Origin of the sequence: Photorhabdus noenieputensis (assembly GCF_018448935.1) — a bacterium.
GTDB lineage: Bacteria > Pseudomonadota > Gammaproteobacteria > Enterobacterales > Enterobacteriaceae > Photorhabdus > Photorhabdus noenieputensis.
On sequence record NZ_RCWC01000010.1, the window covers coordinates 96,026 to 116,593 of the forward strand.

The following is a 20,568-nucleotide window of genomic DNA, read 5'->3' on the forward strand; positions in this document are numbered from 1 at the left end:
CAAAGTGAAGAAAAGTTCGAAGAATAGATTATGAAAATCTATGGAATTAATGGGAGGAATCATGCCATAAAGGTCCCTCTGATAAAGTCCTTTCTATGGCACGATCTACTACAAATCAAAACTATTTTTTATATTTCTCAACCAGAGCCAGAGCTATCGACTCAGTTTGTGCATCAGGATTACCACTGATATCATCTGGCCTGAAATGCATCTGGAATGCACTAATTGTTTTACGGGTTTCTTCATCAAGCCCACCAGTTTGTGGAATGGTGTAGCCATATTTAGCCAGTGTCTTCTGAATTAACTCAACAGAAGCACCATCATTCCATTTTCTACCCGCCATGTACTTTTCAACGGTTGCATCGTCAGGCCATGCGCCGATACCTTGCTCAGCCAGACTCTTCCAAGGGAAAAGTTTGCCTGGATCATATTTTCTCAAAGGTGCAATATCACTGTGACCAACGACATTAATAGGTTCAATGCCATAACGTTGGATAATATCTTTCGCCAAACGCGTTAATAGATCGATCTGCTGCTTATTAAACGGATACCACTCTTTCTCAAGTAGCATTTCCGTAAATCCTTTATTAACAATTTCAATGCCAATCGAAGTGTCATTCAAGTCCTTCCGACCATTCCATCCACTGACACCAGCATGCCATGCTCTCTTATCTTCAGGAACCAGTTGCAGAATAACAGGCTTTCCTCTCGCATAATTCGGTAACGATGGGATCAAATAATGAGCACTAACACCGCCCTGAGTGAGTATACGTAAAGAATCTTTATCATCGACAGCCGTATAGTGGAACACCAAAAACCTTACCCTGTCGTTTTGCCCTTGTGAAGGAAAAGAGCTATCAACTTTATAAGTGCCCCGATCTTCCAAGCTGGAACACCCCGCCAATAGCATAAACAAGCCAACTAATATGATCTTCTTAATCATTTCCCTGTCCCACCTATTAATTGAAAGCAAGATAATAACACAAAGAAATCAAATGAATACAAAATAAAATTTATGTTTTACATGATTTTTTTATAAAACTACCGGTTTTGCTCTCGACATAGAGCACAAGCAAAGATGCCTTATTCCCATAACTTAGATGGAAATAAGGCAAGAATAACAAATGAAACGTGAAAGGCTATCAGCCGCTATGCTGTTAAATAGTATTAACTATACTTTGCTCCAGCATTTCACTTGTGGCCAGCCGTTTGGTTCGATTGGGCAAGATTTGCTGTTTCTTCCCAAATACCCACTTCGACCTTTTTCTGAATCTCAGGATACTGATTGATATCAAATATCGGTAACTTACCGACACGTCTCTGTTGGTTGTAATCTTTTGCGAGTTTAAATGCGACGCCAGAAAGCAACAAAATAGCGACCAGATTGGTAATTGCCATCAATGCCATAGACAAATCAGCCATTTTCCAAACTAAAGGCAATTCAGCCAACGAACCAAACATTACCATACCCAACGCCGCCAGACGTAAGATCACTAAACCGGCAGTATGATTACGTTCAAGGAATACGATATTGCTTTCGGCATAAGCATAATTTGCAATGATTGATGTGAATGCGAAAAAGAAGATAGCCAGTGCAATAAATTCAGATCCCCAATCACCGACAGCGGAAGACAATGCACGCTGAGTCAATTCTATTCCACTTATTCCTGAAATATTGCCGTCAAGCACCCCTGATGACAGGATGATAACGGCAGTAGCACTACAGATAACCAGAGTATCCATAAAGACACCTAGCATTTGCACATAACCCTGAGATGCCGGATGAGGAGGATATGGAGAAGCAGCAGCAGCAGCATTGGGTGCTGAGCCCATCCCTGCTTCATTTGAAAACAGCCCGCGCTGAACACCTTGTGTCATTGCCTGTGCAACACCATAACCAACGGTACCTGCAACAGCTTCCTGCAAACCGAATGCGCTTTTGAAAATTAGTGCAAACACTTCCGGCATTCGTTCAAAGTTATGCCCGACGACCCAGAATGCCAAAATCAGATAAGCTATCGCCATGAAAGGGACAACCAACTCTGCAACCCGAGCAATAGAGCGTAAGCCACCGAAAATAATGACCCCACTAAAAATCACCAAACCGATGCCGACATACAAGGGATTGAAATCAAATGCGAAAGCAGCAGCCTGAACAATGGAATTTGCCTGAACAGCATTAAATACCAGACCAAAAGCAATAATAAGGAATATGGAGAACAGAATGCCCATCCAGCGTACTCCAAGCCCCTTTTCCATGTAGTAGGCCGGACCACCACGGTAATTCCCCTTATCGTCTTTTGTCTTGTACAGCTGGGCAAGTGTACTCTCAATAAAAGAGGTTGCCATCCCAATCAGAGCAACTATCCACATCCAAAAAATGGCACCAGGCCCACCAGCCGTTAAAGCAATTGCCACGCCGGTAAGGTTACCAGTACCAACCCGTGCAGCTAAGCTAGTACATAGAGCCTGGAATGATGAAATACCTGCGCTGTCAGATTTTTTACTGTTTTTCAATACTGAAAACATGTGCCCAAAATGGCGGATCTGTATAAAACCTGTACGTATAGTGAAATAAATACCAGCCCCAAGAAGAAGATAAATCAACACGGAGCCCCAAAGGATACTGTTAAAAAAGCCAATTAGTTCCGTCAAGATAGTCAAGATATTTTTCCCCTTAAATTAGTAAACCCAGTCTGACCATAAGATCGTATCCGGCAGAATTCATTGCGCTTAATATGCCTTTATAATTAACAAGTAACGCAATGCTGTATAAAGAAACACAGAGATACTGGTCAGGAAAACGCTATGAATGTAACACAAGTTTGAAATTAATGTGTAATGTTTACTGACCTTTTTACATTATCCATCAGATTAAATGAATGTTTGGTGTACTGTTTTTGACTGATAGCTAATAGATATGTCATTCAATCGCCTATTGCCCGTCAGCCACTTTATACACTTTTGGCTCTGCCTCCTATCTGTGATTCACAACAAGCAGTGATTCACAACAAGCTACATATATGGAACCCACTACTATAATCATCACACAATATAGCCCCCACACAATAGCCATTACACAAGTAAAAGAAGTTCTAACAATGGCCGTTTGTTAATTAAATCAACAACCAATTAATATCAAGAAAAAAAATTCAAAAATAAGATATTGTGATTAATTTTGTGAGCAGATTATCAGCTTTAACAAAAAAATCATCACTGATTTAGAAAATTTCGCATAGTGACACTTGTCACATAAAACATTAAAAATCAAAAAGATAAAAAACTCATTTATCAGATAACAATGAAATACCAACACATACACTCAATGTCGGAAATATCATCCCAATAAATAACATAACATGCAAAAAACTAATAAAAATCTCAGCCTATATCTGACATTTATCTATAAGCTTCCTCAATCACAAGAATAAATGATATTTTTCTCTTAGCTATTTGTGTTAAGTTATCATCAACATTAAAAAGTTTTTAACGAATGTTACGCACTTCTTCATCTAATTATGACGAAGACATTTACGCTTACTTTTCTATTCTCTGAATACCTTCAAATATATATCTAATCACTCCTATTACTCTATTTTCTATAAGATGATTGCCCAATATTTCCGCAGGCAAATTGAAATAAAATGATCATAAAATCGACATAATAAAATCCTTTTTTATAAAAAATCGAGGGGTACTCTGATTGCCTTTTGGCAGCAAATAACGTTTATTCGGCAAGTTCTCCAATCGTGCCAGTACAGATTTGATCAACCGCCAGATAGACTGAACATTTAATAAAGTTTGTAGAAAATTTACCGCATGAACAACAGAATTTAAGTAAAACCGGGTACACTGTAAAATAAAGTCATTACAATGGTATCACCAATTTAAATTTCCCTAAGACTGGACACTACGAATACAGGTGTCTTGGGTAAATCACAAAAATGCAAAACTCAACTTTGGCAATTCACCGTGATAGCCAGTAGCGATAGTTCGACCCTCCATTTTGTTACAACAACTCGTCCGTTGAATACCTATACCCGTCATCTTTCAAGTCGCCTCTTTGTTGGCTGCACTCGCTCACCACAATCACATAGTTTGCTATGCTCCCGGGGACTCACTCCCTTGCCGTCGCGATATATCTTGAAATCTATAGGGTATATAAGCATCAAAATTCTCCCAAACAGACCGCTACATGATTAATCACCTCTTCATTAGGCTATAAAAACAGCAAACTGACTCCAACCATGCATAGTTAAAATCAACTTTTGTTTTACATTTGCCAAACATTGTGTTTTAATTTCCATAAAATATTATTTCATTTTGAAACTATTTTATAAAAAATGTGAAAAAACTTCTCTTATATGCAACATAAAACTGGATCTTTTATTATCTACTGCTAATATTTTCATTTGTTATCTTTTACAAAAAAAATATGTTTATGAAGTTAATATTGTATAAATATCTCACTTTTATTCTAAATGCATAATTTAAACAATATACGTTGAGGTTATGAATGATGTTAAGAAGAAAAAGGAAGAATCCCACTGATAACAATTTACCTATAAGAGTCTATCGTGGGAGATCTAAATATGAATATCACCCTCCATCAGGGGGTTCAATATCCATTTGTTGTTTAAGTTCACCACTGTCTGTCGTTTGGGAGGAATATGAAAAAGTTCTTAATAAGGAAAAACAATAACTAGATAATAACACTTCAAATATTATACAGTAAGTACTTTATTTACAGTTATAAAACCAGCGGGAGAACAAACTCCCGTTAGCGGTTTTTGCCTAAATACACACACAATAAAGATTTTTACACGCGATTAAATTAACTATCCAGTTTTAACTTCTTACATCTACTTATCACTCATCAAACCAAGCTGATCAGCCAATTCTTTCTCAAGGTAGGTATCTTAAGTCCTCGACTCTGGTTGGTATGAAAACTTTCATTAAGTGTTGGAAAAAAATGGTCAAATATTTGCCAGAAATTCGCAATTCTCTACAAATTTAGAAAATTGCAAATTGCATTTTAATCAGTACTAACACAAGCAGAGCCCTAAAAAGCCCTTTCCCTTAATAAGATCAACAAACATCGCTGTACAAATTTACAACTCTTTCTTCAAACCGAGCAAGTTCCCCTGTTAACGGGACATCAAGCCTAAGCATATACGTCACCAGCTTAGGAATACCACCAGCGAATGGTCTTATGGCTATATCGCAATGCCGAGTCAAATTGAGCTGTGACTCTCCCGCCACACCAATCCCATATCCAGCAGCCACCAAAGTTAACAAAAGGTCAAAACTGGCAACCTTTTCGGATATACATGGCGCTAACTTTGCATTTTGGAATATAGACAGCACTGGCTCCAAACATCCCTCATATGCCTCCTGACCACAGATGATCAGTGGATAGCGCGAAAGTTCATCCAACGGCACTGCTTTGTACGCCAAAAGCGGATGCCTGACAGGAATAGCCGCCACCAATGAATCATACCAAGCTGGCATAGCAATGATGCCATCGCCTGCTGCCGTAGATTGAGCAAATCCCACATCAAAAAGGTTGTCACGTAATCCGTTCATGTGTTGAGCTAGAGGTATCTCGTGTAAGCGAATGTCCATCCCCGGCTCGTCCTCACGGCATTTTGTTAATAATTCGGCTAACTTGGGTGGTGTAACGCCATCGGATAAAGCAATACGAAGCTGACTATGGAATCCAGCCGAAACTGCTTTCACACTATCACGAACCTGACCAAGTACGGAAAAGATACGAGGAGCCTGCTCCAGTAAAATTTCCCCCGCACGTGTGAGCCGGATATTCCTTGTGGTACGCACGAATAACATCGTACCAAGATCAGCTTCCAACTTTTTAATTATCCTTGATAGCGGTGATTGTTCTATATGCAGGCGCTCCGCAGCTCTAGCGAAATGTAATTCTTCTGCTACTGCCACAAAGCACCGTAAATGTCGTAACTTCATATATATGTAACCTCAATCTTTCGCTAAACAGACTTATGCCTATTCTTTCTGAACGCGCCTTATTTGTTCTTTCAGATCATCTAAATACACATTCAGTTTTAGTTAGTATTGTCCCGTAGGTTAGATCAGGGGCGACATCTCCCACATTCTCAATTCCGAATTACATAAAACCTCCTTTTAATAAATACGAGATAACCAGTCACTTGGTAAGATTTGCCTAGTATTGAAAGAAAAACAGCATCTAATGGTGGTGAAATAGTTCACCATCTGGATGCCGACCCTCAATTCATTAATCCATCTAATCAATTATCGCAAAACTGTACGTCAATACATTCACAATAACAATAAGTCTGCTCATTCTTTCTTTAGCTACTTCCTAGAAAGATAGGTATTAAATATTCATATCAAGAAATTAAAAGAAGCCTAAATAACGGTACAACATATCTAACTTATATGCGCGATTTCACAACTCAACTAAGTGGAACTGAAAAACACGAATTCCAATATCAGCTCACCCAATTAAGACTTAAAAGGTCTTAAAGATGACTGCAAAGGTCATGATACCCGTTACTATTTTATTTAGGATTCAGATAGTAAGGGGCTAAATACTGGTGATCCGTTAAACAGCAATGTGCATTTTTCTAAACGGATCATAACGAACCATTTAGTGACAATAACGAGGTGCCTACTGTGGAACCAAGAGATTTGGAAATTTCTACACATGGGTTTGCAGATGGAATATCTATGCAATTAGCAAAAAAACGCGCATTACATGGACCCAATGAGACTCTGACCAAAACAGAACTTAACCTTATCATCGATAAAGCTGCTATATCATTCGGAGAATTCCTGACCGCTCTTGGCGTAGACTGGCAAAATGATCCTAACTCAAAAGACACGCCGAGACGTGTTGCGAAAGCTTATGTACTTGACCTATGGAAAGGTCGATACAAACCAATGGGACCGATCACTACATTTCCGGCAGATAACTACGATGGCATTGTATTCGACGGCTGGATCGCTCTCGACTCTATGTGCTCTCACCATCATCAAGCAATCAGGGGCTATGTTCACGTTGCCTATATGCCAAGTCAACATGGCCGTGTCCTTGGCCTGTCAAAACTAAATCGAATCGTCGAACATTTTGGCAGACGTGGACTCATACAAGAACGACTAACAGCAACAATCCACAATGCCATAAACCAAGTCTGCGAAAGGAATCAAGGCGTCGCAGTATTGATCGATGCATCACACAACTGTGTAAGTTGCAGAGGTGTACGCCACCAGAAAAGCCGGATGAAGACACAAATGTTCTCAGGTGTATTCACCGATGCTAATTCACCTGCTAAGCAAGAGTTCTATGAATTGATTAGAGGTATCGCATGACAATTCAATATATTACGCGCAAAGGTTCTTTTGACTCCGCTCATCGTGTCATGAACGAGAGGGTGAAATGCTTCAATATCCACGGACACACTTATCTGTATGAACTAACTTTCTCTTTTGAACAGATGCAGCCAATTGGATACGCGATAGATTTCAAAGAGATAAAGCGTATCGGCGCAGCATGGATTGATGAGTATTTGGATCACGCCTCAATCCTTAATCCCAAGGATGCAAATTTTATATCCGCTGTTCATGCCACGCGCAGTAAATTCAGACTCATGAGCCTAAATCGTAGTGGAGAGTACTGCAATCCAACCGTTGAGAATATTGCAAAAGAGATATTCCTCACTATGGAAGTTCTTTTTAGTGAATGGGATAACCTCAAAATTCACCACGTCAGACTCTATGAAACCCCTAATTGTTTCACAGATTGCAATGCCGATTCAATTCATGAAGAGGAACGCAGCGCATTTCTCAGCCAACGGTTCGAAGAACTGAAAGCTTATTCACAAACAATGGGTCGGTTTGAATATGACTCAAGAAATATTATTACATAAGATTCCACTTATAGACGCTTATCTTATAAAGCAATAAACCACAGTGAATGGGTGTAACGAAGACTTACCAATATAAACAACGATATCTTACGGCCAACAACCTTGTTATCGATGAACTGGAAGATACCGTAGCCAAAAAGCAATGAAACAGAGGAAAAATAACAAATGAAAGAATAAGTTAGCAGTAACTTGCAATAAGGTTGCAAGTTACTGGATAACAGCCGCCGCTTTAAAAATATATTCTTTGAATAGCAACGCCAGCGCCGCGGCAACAATAAACCATTGAAGTCGATCAAATTTACCTTCAAGTTTATCAAAACGTTTATCTATAGATTCAAAACGCTTATCCATAACATCGAAACGTTTATCTATAGATTCGAAGCGCCTATCTATTAATTCGAATCTCTTCTCAACAGATTCAAAGCGTTTATCAATAGATTCGAAACACTTATCAAGTGACGCAAAGTTAGCCTCAGCCTCACGGCGCAGATTATCCACGCTTTCCTGAGTTGCAAGATGCTGCATATTCTGCCCGCGATGCAAGAGAGCATTTAACACATCACTCGTACTAAACTCTATTTTTTTATCATCTGAGCTACTCATCTTTTACCCCCTCTCCCTATCAGACAGAACGAATATTAACCCCAGTATACACTCTGCTATATGTGACTTGCAAAATTTCACGCTTAATAAAACAACAATATATACCTTAAATCATTGAGATTTTCCAATTAAGACCATAAAGCATAAAAAGGTAAAAATAACAGGTAATTACCTGAAAATAGAATGAAACTAAAAAGCATGACGTAAAGTAAGTACGTTTATTGCCACTATTTTTGAGAATTTTACAGCAAAAACCTCTGTAAACTCAGAAAACCCCACGGCAGCATTAGCTACCGTGAAGTTTTCGCAAGATGACAGATTACATATGCTGGATAATCGCGTCACCAAATTCGCTACATTTCAGCAATTTAGCGCCTTCCATCAGACGTTCGAAATCATAAGTCACGGTCTTCGCGGCAATCGCGCCTTCCATACCTTTAACAATCAGATCTGCGGCTTCTGTCCACCCCATGTGACGCAACATCATCTCAGCGGAAAGGATCACAGAACCTGGATTCACCTTATCCTGACCGGCATATTTAGGTGCTGTACCATGAGTTGCTTCAAACAGAGCACATTCATCACCGATGTTTGCTCCCGGAGCGATACCGATACCCCCCACCTGAGCAGCCAGCGCATCAGAAATGTAGTCACCATTCAGGTTCATACAGGCGATAACATCATATTCAGCAGGACGCAGCAGAATCTGTTGTAAAAACGCATCTGCGATGACATCTTTGACAATGATCTCTTTACCGTTTTTCGGATTCTTAATTTTCACCCAAGGGCCGCCATCCAACAGTTCACCGCCGAACTCTTCACGAGCAAGCTGGTAACCCCAGTCTTTGAAAGCACCCTCGGTGAACTTCATAATGTTGCCTTTGTGAACCAGAGTGACAGATTCACGGTCATTATCAATGGCATATTCGATGGCAGCACGAACTAAGCGTTTAGTACCCTCTTCAGAACAGGGTTTCACACCGATACCACATTGCTGTGGGAAACGGATTTTATTTACGCCCATCTCTTCTTGCAGGAATTTGATCACTTTATCCGCTTCGGCAGACCCCGCTTTCCATTCAATACCGGCGTAAATATCTTCTGCGTTTTCACGGAAAATAACCATGTCAGTCAATTCAGGTTGTTTAACCGGACTTGGCGTACCCTGGTAGTAACGAACAGGACGAAGGCAGACATACAGATCTAGTTGCTGACGCAATGCTACGTTCAGAGAACGAATACCGCCCCCAACCGGCGTCGTCAGAGGACCTTTAATGGCTACGCGATATTCACGGATCAGATCCAATGTTTCATCCGGCAACCAAACATCTTTACCGTATACATGGGTAGATTTTTCACCGGTGTAGATTTCCATCCAGGAAATTTTACGCTCACCCTGATAGGCTTTCTGAACCGCTGCATCGACTACTTTCAACATTGCAGGGGTAACATCGACACCAATCCCATCCCCTTCGATATAAGGGATGACCGGGTTATTCGGAACAACCAGTTTACCTTTAGCGTCGACTGTTATTTTTTTACCTTCCGCCGGAATAACTACTTTGCTTTCCATTAACCTCTCCTTTCAAGTAAGCGTAATACCTTGTTAATTTTTTGTAAGGGACGTGTCAATACTACTTGAATATTCTGCGAACGCCAATTGATAGCAGACTAATGTATAATACCCCTTCCATTTTATGCAGTGATCTATAATGACAAATTTCACCATTAAAAAACACAGACTTAACCGATTCAGCCAAAGAAAAATATCACATTCTGCCAAAAAACCAACCGCACCTCGTCGAGTGTTGATATTTAACAAACCTTACGATGTTTTACCCCAGTTCACTGATGAAATGGGCAGAACAACACTAAAAGACTTTATCCCGTTCCCAAATGTGTATGCTGCCGGGCGTTTAGACCGTGACAGTGAAGGATTATTAATTCTGACCAATGACGGCAAACTTCAAGCACAGCTCACCCAACCAAATAAGAAAACAGCCAAAGTTTATTATGTGCAAGTTGAAGGCATTCCAGATGAAGCTTCTCTCGATAAGTTACGCAATGGCATCATATTAAAGGATGGGCCTACCCTACCCGCAGGTGCCGAGTTAGTTCATGAACCAACATGGCTTTGGCGTCGCCAGCCACCAATTCGTGAACGTAAAAATATTCCAGTAAGCTGGTTAAAAATAACACTTTATGAAGGCCGAAATCGTCAAGTGCGCAGAATGACAGCACATATCGGTTTCCCCACACTTCGGCTAATTCGTTTTAGTATGGGAAACTTGCAATTAGGCAAGATGCAACCCGGTGAATGGAAGGAGATCAATTTTGTTTAGCCCCCACGTCACAGTTGCCTGTGTTGTCCATGCCCAGAATAAATTCCTGGTCGTTGAAGAGACAATCAATGGCAAAACATTATGGAATCAACCCGCTGGTCATCTTGAGGCTGATGAAACATTGTTACAAGCGGCGGAACGCGAATTATGGGAAGAGACCGGCATTCAGGCTAAACCACAAGCACTACTGAAAGTTCATCAGTGGGTTGCACCAGACGGTACCCCCTTTATCCGTTTTCTGTTTCTGGTTGAAGTGGAACAACAAACTGTAGCCAATCCACAAGACCGTGATATTGACTGTTGCCATTGGGTTACAGCCGAACAAATATTCAGTAGTCATTGTCTTCGTTCTCCACTCGTCGCAGAAAGTATCCGCTGTTACCTGCAAAACGAAAAATATCCTCTCACCCTATTGGATAGTTATGTTTCTCCGTTTATTTAATGACAAAACAGTAATACGTTTGATGCACCCCTGTCTGCAACGTGTTAAAGTACGGCGCTTGTTTTTTTCTCCAGTGAGATTCCCATGTCAGATAACAGCCAGAAAAAAGTCATTGTCGGCATGTCCGGCGGTGTAGATTCCTCCGTTTCCGCCTATTTGCTACAACAGCAAGGCTATCAAGTGGCTGGCTTGTTCATGAAGAATTGGGAAGAGGACGATGATGAAGAGTACTGTTCAGCCGCGACTGATCTGGCTGATGCCCAATCCGTTTGCGATAAGTTGGGCATCGAACTTCATACCGTCAATTTTGCTGCCGAATATTGGGACAATGTTTTCGAGCATTTTCTCTCTGAATATCGCGCGGGCAGAACGCCTAACCCAGATATTCTATGCAACAAAGAAATTAAGTTTAAGGCATTTCTGGAATTCGCTGCTGAGGATTTAGGCGCGGATTACATCGCAACAGGTCATTATGTCCGTCGCAAAGATATTAACGGTAAAAGCCAATTATTGCGTGGGCTGGATAACAATAAAGACCAAAGCTATTTCTTATACACTCTGAGCCACCAGCAAATTGCTCAAAGCCTATTTCCTATCGGTGAACTGGAAAAACCGGAGGTTCGTCGTATCGCCGAAAAAATCGGTCTGGTGACGGCAAAGAAAAAAGATTCCACCGGTATCTGTTTTATTGGTGAGCGCAAATTCCGTGATTTCCTTGGCCGTTATTTACCTGCCAAACCGGGCCCGATTATGACTGTAGATGGAGAAGCCCTCGGTGAACATCAAGGGCTGATGTACCACACGTTGGGCCAACGTAAAGGTTTAGGCATCGGTGGTACGAAAGAGGGCAGCGAAGAGCCGTGGTATGTCATAGATAAAGATGTCCAGAACAATATCCTGATCGTGGCTCAGGGGCATGAACACCCTCGTTTAATGTCTACCGGCCTTATCGCTCAGCAACTTCATTGGGTTGACAGAGAGACATTAACTGAAAAAATCCATTGCGTCGTCAAAACACGTTATCGTCAGCAGGATATTCCTTGCACTGTCACCCCCATAAACGAAGATAAAATTGAAGTCCGTTTTGCTAACCCTGTCGCCGCAGTCACCCCCGGCCAATCAGCCGTCTTTTATCAGGGTGAAGTTTGTCTTGGCGGCAGCGTGATTGAACAACGTTTGCAGGAGTAATTGTGGCAAAGAATTATTACAATATCACACTGGCATTGGCGGGAATTTGCCAGTCAGGTCGCTTGGTACAGCAACTTGCTCATGAAAACCAGTGTGATGCCGATGCTGTTGCCACTATGGTCAATAGCATCCTGAACACTAATCCGACATCTGTTTTAGATGTGTTCGGCAATCATGAACGCAATCTGCGCACTGGGCTAAACGCAATGCTAGGGATGCTTAATAGCTCTAGCAATGGTATTTCTGCCGATCTCACCCGCTATATCTTGAGTCTAATCGCACTGGAGCGCCGACTAAATAAAAATCAGGCAGCTTTCGATGCACTGGGTAATCGCATCAGTTTGTTAGAACGCCAGCAGGCACATTTTGAACCCATGTCAGAAGGGATGTTCAACGCGTTGGCCGGTATTTATGTCGATGTTATCAGCCCAATAGGTCCACGAATCCAAGTGACAGGTTCCCCTGATGTTCTGCGCAATCCACTTGTACAAGCGAAAGTCCGGGCTATCCTACTGGCAGGCGTCCGTTGTGCAGTCTTATGGCAACAAGTTGGCGGCGGTCGCTTGCAATTAATGTTTTCTCGTCAACGCCTGATCCAACAGGCGAAAGATATTCTTTCTCATTGTTAAATAAAATCCGGGAGTTGCTACCAATGGAATTGTCCTCACTGACTGCTGTTTCTCCGATCGATGGCCGCTACGGCGATAAAGTCAGCGCATTACGTACCATTTTTAGTGAGTTTGGCTTACTGAAATTCCGAGTGCAAGTTGAAGTACGTTGGCTGCAAAAACTGGCGGAATGTGCTGAAATTAAAGAGGTTCCCGCTTTTGATACAGACGCAAACGCTTACCTGAATGAAATTATCGCAAATTTCAATGAACAGGATGCAATGCGCATTAAAATTATCGAACGCACCACTAACCATGATGTCAAAGCGGTGGAATATTTTCTGAAAGAAAAAGTTGCACATGTTCCCGCACTACACAAAGTTTCTGAGTTTATTCACTTTGCCTGTACTTCTGAAGATATTAACAATCTAGCTCATGCGCTGATGCTACAAACTGCTCGTGAAGAAGTGCTTTTACCACAATGGCGTCAGATGATTGATACCATCAAAAAAATGGCGAGTGAATATCGAGAATTACCACTGTTATCTCGCACTCATGGCCAACCGGCCACCCCTTCCACAGTTGGCAAAGAGTTTGCCAACGTTGCTCACCGGATGGAACGCCAATATCGCCAACTGGAACAAGTCGAAATACTCGGTAAAATTAATGGTGCCGTAGGTAACTATAATGCCCATATAGCCGCTTACCCACAGGTTGATTGGCATCAGTTTAGTGAAACTTTTGTGACTTCACTCGGCATCAAATGGAATCCATACACCACTCAAATCGAACCCCATGATTATATTGCCGAATTGTTCGATGTTATCGCCCGTTTCAACACGATCCTGCTCGATTTTGACCGTGACATTTGGGGTTACATCGCACTTAACCATTTCAAACAGAAAACGGTTGCCGGTGAAATCGGTTCTTCCACTATGCCACACAAAGTCAATCCAATTGATTTTGAAAATTCGGAAGGCAATCTGGGGCTGGCAAACGCGGTATTTGGTCATCTGGCAAGCAAGTTACCGATTTCCCGCTGGCAACGTGATCTGACGGATTCAACCGTATTACGTAACCTTGGTGTTGGCTTGGGATATGCTCTGATCGCTTATCAATCTACGATGAAAGGCTTAAATAAGTTGGAAGTCAATGAGCAGCACCTGCTGGATGAGCTAGATCAAAACTGGGAAGTGCTTGCTGAACCTATCCAGACAGTGATGCGTCGCTATGGTATCGAAAAGCCTTATGAAAAGCTCAAAGAACTTACCCGCGGTAAACGCGTCAATGCTGAAGGAATGAAAATCTTTATCGACGGACTGGATTTGCCGGAAGAAGAGAAAACTCGTTTGAAAGCCATGACACCAGCAAATTATATTGGCCGTGCCATTACACTGGTTGATGAATTGAAGTAATTTATATTCAACAGACGGATAAAACATCCGTCTGTTGCTATCCTTATATAAACCAATCCCAAACATACTTTAAAGTTATATTCTCTATTTCTACTTAACGTCTTGCTGTTACAGATCCATGTATCTAACATGTTCAGCCAGAACCATTGCATTGAATTTTTTACCGGCAGTTTTGTCTATATAACAGTCCGAATGAATTGATTATTACAATACTGCCTGCTGGAGTTGAGAAGGACTATTCCATGCGGATATTGATCGTTGAAGACAACATGTTACTGCGTCACCATTTAACGGTACAGCTTCGTGATACCGGTCATCTAGTTGATGCTGCGGCAAACGCCAAAGAAGCCGATTATTACCTGGTCGAGAGCGAACCCGATATTGCCATTGTTGATCTTGGTTTGCCCGGAGAAGATGGGCTGAGTTTGATCCGCCGCTGGCGCCAAAGAGATGAAAAACTCCCCATTCTTGTTCTGACCGCCCGCGAAAGCTGGCAAGAAAAAGTCACGGTTCTTGATGCAGGAGCGGATGATTATGTTACCAAACCCTTTCATCTTGAAGAAATTATTGCCCGTATGCAGGCACTCCTACGCCGTAATAATGGGCTGGTTTCTCAGATTATTGAATTTCCACCTTTCAAAATTGATCTGTCACGTAAGGAATTAACAGTTTATGGTGGGAACGTCAAACTAACAGCGTTTGAATACCGAATCATTGAAATACTGATGTGTAATAGCGACAAAGTTGTCACTAAAGAGTCATTAATGCGCCAATTATATCCCGATGCTGAACTGCGCGAAGGCCACTCCATCGATGTTTTAATCGGCCGCTTAAGGAAGAAAATATTAGATATCTGGCCCTATGAAGCTATCGTAACTGTTCGTGGTCAGGGCTATCGCTTTGATGTGTAAAACTTTCATAGGTAAAAAAGTGCTTAAGCACAAAAAGCAGCCTTTCTCACTGCGTACCCGGTTTTTAATGGCAACTGCTGCGGTTATTCTTGCCCTTACCATGTCTTACGGCATTGTTGCCATTGTCGGTTATCTGGTCAGTTTTGATAAAACTGCTTATACACTGCTACGCAGTCAGAGTAACCTATTTTTTAGCCTTGCTCAGTGGAATAATAATAAGCTGGATATCTCAGTACCCCCTAATTTCACACTGAATAACCCATCATTAGTTCTGATTTATAACAACAAAGGCACCATCCTCTGGCGCCAACGCCATATCCCAAAAGTCGAAAACTCTATTCCTAGCGAATGGTTAAAAGAAGACGGCTTATATGAGCTGGGTACTGACTTAAAAAGCAGTCGTGACTTGCTAAAAAACTCGGCCAACACACAAGGGCAATTAGGTAAACTTGATGCACTTGACGAAAATGAAGATAACGAACTAACCCACTCCGTTTCCGTCAACAGATACAGCGCAACAGCTCATTTACCAGCATTAACTATTGTAGTCATCGATACCATCCCACAAGATTTACAAAAAGCGATTATGGTGTGGGAATGGTTCGGTTATGTCTTGATTGCCAATCTTATTCTGGTTATCCCATTGATCTGGCTGGCGGCACATTGGAGCTTACGGCCAATTAAATCGCTTATTCATCAGATCAGTTCGTTAGAAAAAGGTGAACGGGAAAAACTGGATGAAAATCCACCGACAGAGTTACGGGGGCTAGTTCGCAACCTCAATGTGTTGCTCAATAATGAACGTAACCGCTATACCAAATACCGGACAACACTCGCTGATCTAACACACAGCTTGAAAACACCACTGGCTGTTTTGCAATCAACTCTCCGTTCTTTACGTGACAGTAAACAAATGACTATTCAGCAGGCAGAACCTATCATGCTGGAACAAATTGGCCGTATTTCTCAGCAGATAGGCTATTATCTACATCGAGCCAGTATGCGCAGTGAACATAGCGCCATTATGCGGAAAGTTTCTTCTATTCCTGCTTTACTGGATAGCCTGTGTAGCGCTTTAACAAAAGTCTATCAGCGTAAAGGGGTCAGTCTCACGTTAGATGTCTCACCGGAGATCACCTGGCTTGGTGAGAAAAATGACTTTATGGAAGTCATGGGTAATGTGCTGGAAAACGCCTGTAAATATTGTCTTAAATTTGTTGAGATCTCTGTGGCAATCGATCATGATTCGGTCATTATTATTGTCGATGACGATGGTCCTGGAGTGCCAATTGAAAAACGAGAAATGATTTTCCAGCGAGGCCAACGTGTTGATACTTTGAAGCCCGGTCAAGGGCTAGGATTGTCAATTGCTTCTGAAATTATCGAACAATATAAAGGTGATATCAGTATCAGTGACAGCCCACTTGGTGGTGCCAGAATTTGCGTTATATTCCGATGCCAGCAAATTAATGATGACGATTAGTTAAATATGCCAATGCAGTCTGATACTGGATGCAACTATTCGTTATAATACCCTGAAATTCACTTCACACTCAGGATGTCACTATGGACTATCAGTTGAATCTGGACTGGCAGGCATTTTTGCATAATCATTGGCAAAAACGGCCTTTACTGATTAAACAAGGCTTCCGTCAATTCATTGATCCTCTTACTCCCGATGAATTAGCGGGTCTGGCTATGGAAAATGAAGTTGACTGCCGCCTGGTCAGCCAGAAAAATGGCCGTTGGGATGTCTCTCATGGTCCATTCGAAAGTTACGATCATTTAGGTGAAAAAGAGTGGTCACTGCTAGTACAGGCGGTTAATCACTGGCACCATCCTTCCGCCGCATTAATGCAACCATTCCGCGTATTATCTGACTGGCGGATAGACGATCTGATGGTGTCCTTCTCCGTTCCCGGTGGTGGTGTTGGTCCGCATCTAGACCAATACGATGTGTTTATCATTCAAGGAATGGGTCGCCGTCGCTGGCGCATCGGGGAAAAGCTACCAATGGAACAGCGCTGCCCTCACCCCGATCTATTACAGGTCGATCCCTTTAATGCCATTATTGACGAAGAGATGGAGCCAGGCGATATTCTCTATATCCCACCTGGATTTCCGCACGAAGGTTATGCCATCGAAGAGTCACTAAATTATTCGGTTGGTTTCCGCGCCCCCAATTCCCGTGAGCTTTTCAGTAGTTTCGCCGATTATGTGCTGGCTAATGATTTAGGCAGCTACCGCTATAGCGATCCTGCTCTGACTTTCCGTGAAAATCCGGCACTGGTCCAGCCGCATGAACTATCAGCGCTACATACCATGATGAACGAGTTATTGGCACAACCTGACACTTTCCAGCAATGGTTTGGTGAATTTATCTCTCAGTCACGGCATGAACTTGATATTGCTCCACCAGAACCACCTTATGAAAGTGATGAAATTTATGAATTAATGAAACAAGGTGAAAATCTCCACCGCCTTAACGGATTACGGGTTATCAGGGTTGGTGATCAATGCTTTGTTAACGGTGAATTAATAGATACACCTCATATTAAAGCGGCTGATGTTCTTTGCCACTATTATGAAATTAATGCAGAAATGCTTGGTGAAGCGATAGACGATGTGCGTTTTATCAGACTACTCACTGCATTAGTCAATAGTGGTTACTGGTATTTTAATGATTGATACCTCGCCTAAAAAGGTTAATTTCATTAAATATTTAATATAGCTATCAAAGGCCATTAATTCTGTTCAGAGTCTAAGACCATTATTAATTCACTGCCTGTGACCTGCTCTCCCCACTAAATCACAAGTGATTATAGTGGGGACTTCTTAAGTTCGCTTCGCCCTCAATTAGCATTCAAGAGCGAGAATTCCGCAGAGTTTGTTAAGAATTTGTAATACTAGAGTTTGTCATTAATAACTGATCAAGTTAATTAACGCTGCAAAATCCCTGACTTATTTCCGACTTTTTAGACAATAATGCGGTTAATTCAGCAATACGCATGACAACACTTACAGCCTGTTCCATTCCTTCCAACGAAACAAATTCATGTTTGCCGTGATAATTATACCCTCCCATAAATATATTCGGACAAGGTAAACCACGGAATGACAATTGTGCGCCATTAGTACCACCACGAGTAGGTTTAATAACGGGTTCAATATTACAATCCAGCATTGCCTGTTTGGCAATCTCAATAACATGCGGATATTTGATAACTTCATCATGCATATTGTAATAATTATCATCGATAGTCAGTTCGATATAACAACCAGGATGCAACCCCTCACCGACTTTTTCAGCAATTTTAATCATCTTCTTTTTGCGCTCCTCGAAGTTATTCCGATCAAAATCACGAATGATATAGTGCATTTCAGCACGCTCAACCGTGCCTTTAATACGTTGCAAATGATAGAAACCTTCATATCCATCGGTATGTTCCGGTGTTTCTTCCGATGGCAATGCCTGATGAATATGGATTGCCAACGATAAGGCATTGATCATCACATTTTTAGCATTACCAGAGTGAACATTATTGCCAACAATCTTAACGGTCACTACCGCTGCATTGAAGTTTTCAAATGCCAGTTCACCTACACCACCACCATCTACGGTGTATGCCCACTCAGCATTAAATGTATTTATATCGAAATAGCGTGCCCCCTTACCTATCTCCTCATCAGGTGTAAACGCAATCCGAATATCACCATGTAAGGTATTGCTATTTTTCAGGCGAACCATTGCAGTAATGATTTCGGCAATACCCGCTTTATCATCAGCGCCAAGCAGCGTTTTCCCATCGGTGGTAATCAGTGTTTTCCCCAACATGTTATGCAAGACAGGAAACATAACCGGCGATAACACTTCATTACCCACCCCCAGAGCAATCTCACCACCTCGATAATTTTCCAACATTTGTGGACTTACATTTTTTCCAGAGAAATCAGGTGAAGTGTCAAGGTGAGCAATAAAACCGATAGCAGGTACAGGCCAAGATGTATTGGCAGGTAATGTTGCCATAACACAACCATGAGCATCCTGTACCACATTGGAAAAACCTAATTCGATCAGCTCCTGTTTCAGCGCATTAGCGAGTTCGAGCTGTCCATGACTGCTGGGAATAGTCTTCGCTGACGGCTTTGATTGAGTATCAAAAGATATGTATTTAAAAAAACGTTCTAGTAATCTGTCCATTATTCTCTTCCCCCAGGGATTTTGTTACCCATTATGAGGAAGAGAAACACAATAATTATTGCGTCAAATCAGCTTTAAATTCTTTAATACTATCAATTAACCTTCTGGCATACTCATCTACTATCTTACTGGCTGGCCCATAATGCTTTTCATCAAATAAACTTTCTACCTGACTCGGTTCTAAGTTCAGCTCCACCGTGTGCGCCCCTGCCAGTTTAGCTTCATGTACAAATCCAGCCGCAGGATAAACATGGCCAGAGGTACCGATAGCGATAAAAATATCTGCCTGGGCCAGTGCAGAGTAAATCTGTTCCATCTCCAAAGGCATTTCACCAAACCAAACAACATGTGGACGCAATGGAGAGGGGAACTGACAACAATGGCAGCGTTCATCTGTCGTCAAATCGTCTGTCCACTCAAACACTTGCCCAGATTGGCAACAACGAATTTTGAACAACTCACCATGCATATGCACCGTGCGGTGGCTACCCGCCCGCTCATGAAGATTATCGATATTCTGAGTAATCAACAAAAAATTATCGCCAAGCTCATGCTCCAGCGCTGCTAAAGCATAATGCGCTGCGTTCGGTTTTATTTCTGATTGCTGAAGTTGATGACGCCGAGCATTATAAAATGCCTGCACCAATTCTGGATCTTTCTGAAAACCCTCAGGTGTAGCAACATCTTCCACCCGATGTTCTTCCCACAACCCATCAGAGGAGCGGAAAGTCCGAATACCCGATTCGGCCGAAATACCAGCCCCCGTCAATACCACGATGTAAGGTTTTTTCATATTAAGCGCCAATCGATTATCCCTATAAAAAATCCGGCTACGAAATCTCTGCTGTCTCAAACGCTTAACCTTACGAAGCCGGCCAAGCCGACTAAGCCGACGACGAATTCGCATACTGACTTCCTTCAAGATTTCTTAAA

General features: G+C 41.8%; 17 protein-coding genes. 10 read left to right on the forward strand and 7 right to left on the reverse strand.

Annotated elements, in window-relative coordinates:
• Positions 1-121 precede the first annotated feature (121 nt).
• The 3 genes from EAE91_RS09625 to EAE91_RS09635 all read right to left on the reverse strand — a co-directional run bounded on the left by EAE91_RS09625 (position 122) and on the right by EAE91_RS09635 (position 5,982).
• A complete protein-coding gene (locus EAE91_RS09625) occupies positions 122-940 on the reverse strand; it encodes an N-acetylmuramoyl-L-alanine amidase (protein ID WP_214088328.1) in 819 nt (272 codons plus the stop codon).
• Between the two features lie 251 nt (positions 941-1,191).
• Positions 1,192-2,655, reverse strand: coding sequence for an alanine/glycine:cation symporter family protein (locus EAE91_RS09630; protein WP_214088329.1), 1,464 nt, complete (start codon positions 2,653-2,655; stop codon positions 1,192-1,194).
• 2,433 nt (positions 2,656-5,088) lie between these two features.
• Positions 5,089-5,982 carry a LysR family transcriptional regulator gene (locus tag EAE91_RS09635; RefSeq protein WP_214088296.1) on the reverse strand — a complete coding sequence of 298 codons (894 nt, stop codon included), beginning with the start codon at positions 5,980-5,982 and terminating at the stop codon, positions 5,089-5,091.
• 690 nt (positions 5,983-6,672) lie between these two features.
• Between EAE91_RS09635 and folE the strand changes: the two genes are divergently transcribed.
• Positions 6,673-7,368, forward strand: a complete 696-nt coding sequence (folE, locus tag EAE91_RS09640; protein WP_247983052.1) for a GTP cyclohydrolase I — start codon at positions 6,673-6,675, stop codon at positions 7,366-7,368.
• On the forward strand, positions 7,365-7,925 hold the full coding sequence (locus EAE91_RS09645) for a 6-carboxytetrahydropterin synthase (protein WP_214088298.1): 561 nt from the start codon (positions 7,365-7,367) through the stop codon (positions 7,923-7,925). Before folE ends, EAE91_RS09645 begins: the two co-directional genes overlap by 4 nt.
• Positions 7,926-8,132: 207 nt before the next feature.
• Here EAE91_RS09645 and EAE91_RS09650 read toward each other — a convergent pair whose 3' ends face one another.
• Both EAE91_RS09650 and icd read right to left on the reverse strand, forming a co-directional pair.
• A complete protein-coding gene (locus EAE91_RS09650) occupies positions 8,133-8,528 on the reverse strand; it encodes a hypothetical protein (RefSeq protein WP_214088299.1) in 396 nt (131 codons plus the stop codon).
• Positions 8,529-8,847: 319 nt separating this feature from the next.
• Positions 8,848-10,101, reverse strand: coding sequence for an NADP-dependent isocitrate dehydrogenase (gene icd, locus EAE91_RS09655; RefSeq protein WP_046395879.1), 1,254 nt, complete (start codon positions 10,099-10,101; stop codon positions 8,848-8,850).
• 139 nt (positions 10,102-10,240) lie between these two features.
• Between icd and rluE the strand changes: the two genes are divergently transcribed.
• From rluE to EAE91_RS09695, 8 genes are all read left to right on the forward strand, one after another.
• On the forward strand, positions 10,241-10,870 hold the full coding sequence (rluE, locus tag EAE91_RS09660) for a 23S rRNA pseudouridine(2457) synthase RluE (protein ID WP_214088300.1): 630 nt from the start codon (positions 10,241-10,243) through the stop codon (positions 10,868-10,870).
• Positions 10,863-11,312, forward strand: coding sequence for an NUDIX hydrolase (locus EAE91_RS09665; RefSeq protein ID WP_214088301.1), 450 nt, complete (start codon positions 10,863-10,865; stop codon positions 11,310-11,312). The genes rluE and EAE91_RS09665 overlap by 8 nt, the downstream gene beginning before the upstream one ends.
• 84 nt (positions 11,313-11,396) lie before the next feature.
• Positions 11,397-12,500: a tRNA 2-thiouridine(34) synthase MnmA gene (gene mnmA, locus EAE91_RS09670; RefSeq protein ID WP_214088302.1), complete on the forward strand. Its 1,104-nt coding sequence runs from the start codon at positions 11,397-11,399 to the stop codon at positions 12,498-12,500.
• A 2-nt stretch (positions 12,501-12,502) separates the two neighbouring features.
• On the forward strand, positions 12,503-13,129 hold the full coding sequence (hflD, locus tag EAE91_RS09675) for a high frequency lysogenization protein HflD (protein WP_214088303.1): 627 nt from the start codon (positions 12,503-12,505) through the stop codon (positions 13,127-13,129).
• Positions 13,130-13,152: 23 nt separating this feature from the next.
• A complete protein-coding gene (gene purB / locus EAE91_RS09680) occupies positions 13,153-14,523 on the forward strand; it encodes an adenylosuccinate lyase (protein ID WP_214088304.1) in 1,371 nt (456 codons plus the stop codon).
• A gap of 242 nt (positions 14,524-14,765) precedes the next feature.
• The gene (gene phoP / locus EAE91_RS09685) at positions 14,766-15,434 is read left to right on the forward strand and encodes a two-component system response regulator PhoP (protein ID WP_214088305.1); all 669 of its coding nucleotides are present in this window, start codon (positions 14,766-14,768) and stop codon (positions 15,432-15,434) included.
• Between the two features lie 19 nt (positions 15,435-15,453).
• Positions 15,454-16,917 carry a two-component system sensor histidine kinase PhoQ gene (gene phoQ / locus EAE91_RS09690; RefSeq protein WP_214088306.1) on the forward strand — a complete coding sequence of 488 codons (1,464 nt, stop codon included), beginning with the start codon at positions 15,454-15,456 and terminating at the stop codon, positions 16,915-16,917.
• A gap of 83 nt (positions 16,918-17,000) precedes the next feature.
• On the forward strand, positions 17,001-18,122 hold the full coding sequence (locus EAE91_RS09695; protein WP_214088307.1) for a ribosomal protein uL16 3-hydroxylase: 1,122 nt from the start codon (positions 17,001-17,003) through the stop codon (positions 18,120-18,122).
• A 247-nt stretch (positions 18,123-18,369) separates the two neighbouring features.
• On the opposite strand, the gene pepT is transcribed toward EAE91_RS09695, so the two are convergent.
• Entirely contained in the window at positions 18,370-19,635 is a 1,266-nt protein-coding gene (pepT, locus tag EAE91_RS09700; protein ID WP_214088308.1) for a peptidase T, read from the reverse strand.
• 55 nt (positions 19,636-19,690) lie between these two features.
• Positions 19,691-20,542 (reverse strand): Sir2 family NAD+-dependent deacetylase, encoded by an 852-nt coding sequence (gene cobB / locus EAE91_RS09705; protein WP_214088309.1) that lies wholly within the window; start codon positions 20,540-20,542, stop codon positions 19,691-19,693.
• Positions 20,543-20,568: the final 26 nt, after the last annotated feature.

Excerpts from the sequence above, each read along its gene's own strand:
- EAE91_RS09635 (WP_214088296.1), bottom strand. The coding sequence starts at position 5,982 with ATGAAGTTACGACATTTACGGTGCTTTGTGGCAGTAGCAGAAGAATTA.
- EAE91_RS09645 (WP_214088298.1), top strand. The coding sequence starts at position 7,365 with ATGACAATTCAATATATTACGCGCAAAGGTTCTTTTGACTCCGCTCAT.
- EAE91_RS09650 (WP_214088299.1), bottom strand. The coding sequence starts at position 8,528 with ATGAGTAGCTCAGATGATAAAAAAATAGAGTTTAGTACGAGTGATGTG.
- icd (WP_046395879.1), bottom strand. The coding sequence starts at position 10,101 with ATGGAAAGCAAAGTAGTTATTCCGGCGGAAGGTAAAAAAATAACAGTC.
- rluE (WP_214088300.1), top strand. The coding sequence starts at position 10,241 with ATGACAAATTTCACCATTAAAAAACACAGACTTAACCGATTCAGCCAA.
- mnmA (WP_214088302.1), top strand. The coding sequence starts at position 11,397 with ATGTCAGATAACAGCCAGAAAAAAGTCATTGTCGGCATGTCCGGCGGT.
- purB (WP_214088304.1), top strand. The coding sequence starts at position 13,153 with ATGGAATTGTCCTCACTGACTGCTGTTTCTCCGATCGATGGCCGCTAC.
- phoP (WP_214088305.1), top strand. The coding sequence starts at position 14,766 with ATGCGGATATTGATCGTTGAAGACAACATGTTACTGCGTCACCATTTA.
- EAE91_RS09695 (WP_214088307.1), top strand. The coding sequence starts at position 17,001 with ATGGACTATCAGTTGAATCTGGACTGGCAGGCATTTTTGCATAATCAT.
- pepT (WP_214088308.1), bottom strand. The coding sequence starts at position 19,635 with ATGGACAGATTACTAGAACGTTTTTTTAAATACATATCTTTTGATACT.
- cobB (WP_214088309.1), bottom strand. The coding sequence starts at position 20,542 with ATGCGAATTCGTCGTCGGCTTAGTCGGCTTGGCCGGCTTCGTAAGGTT.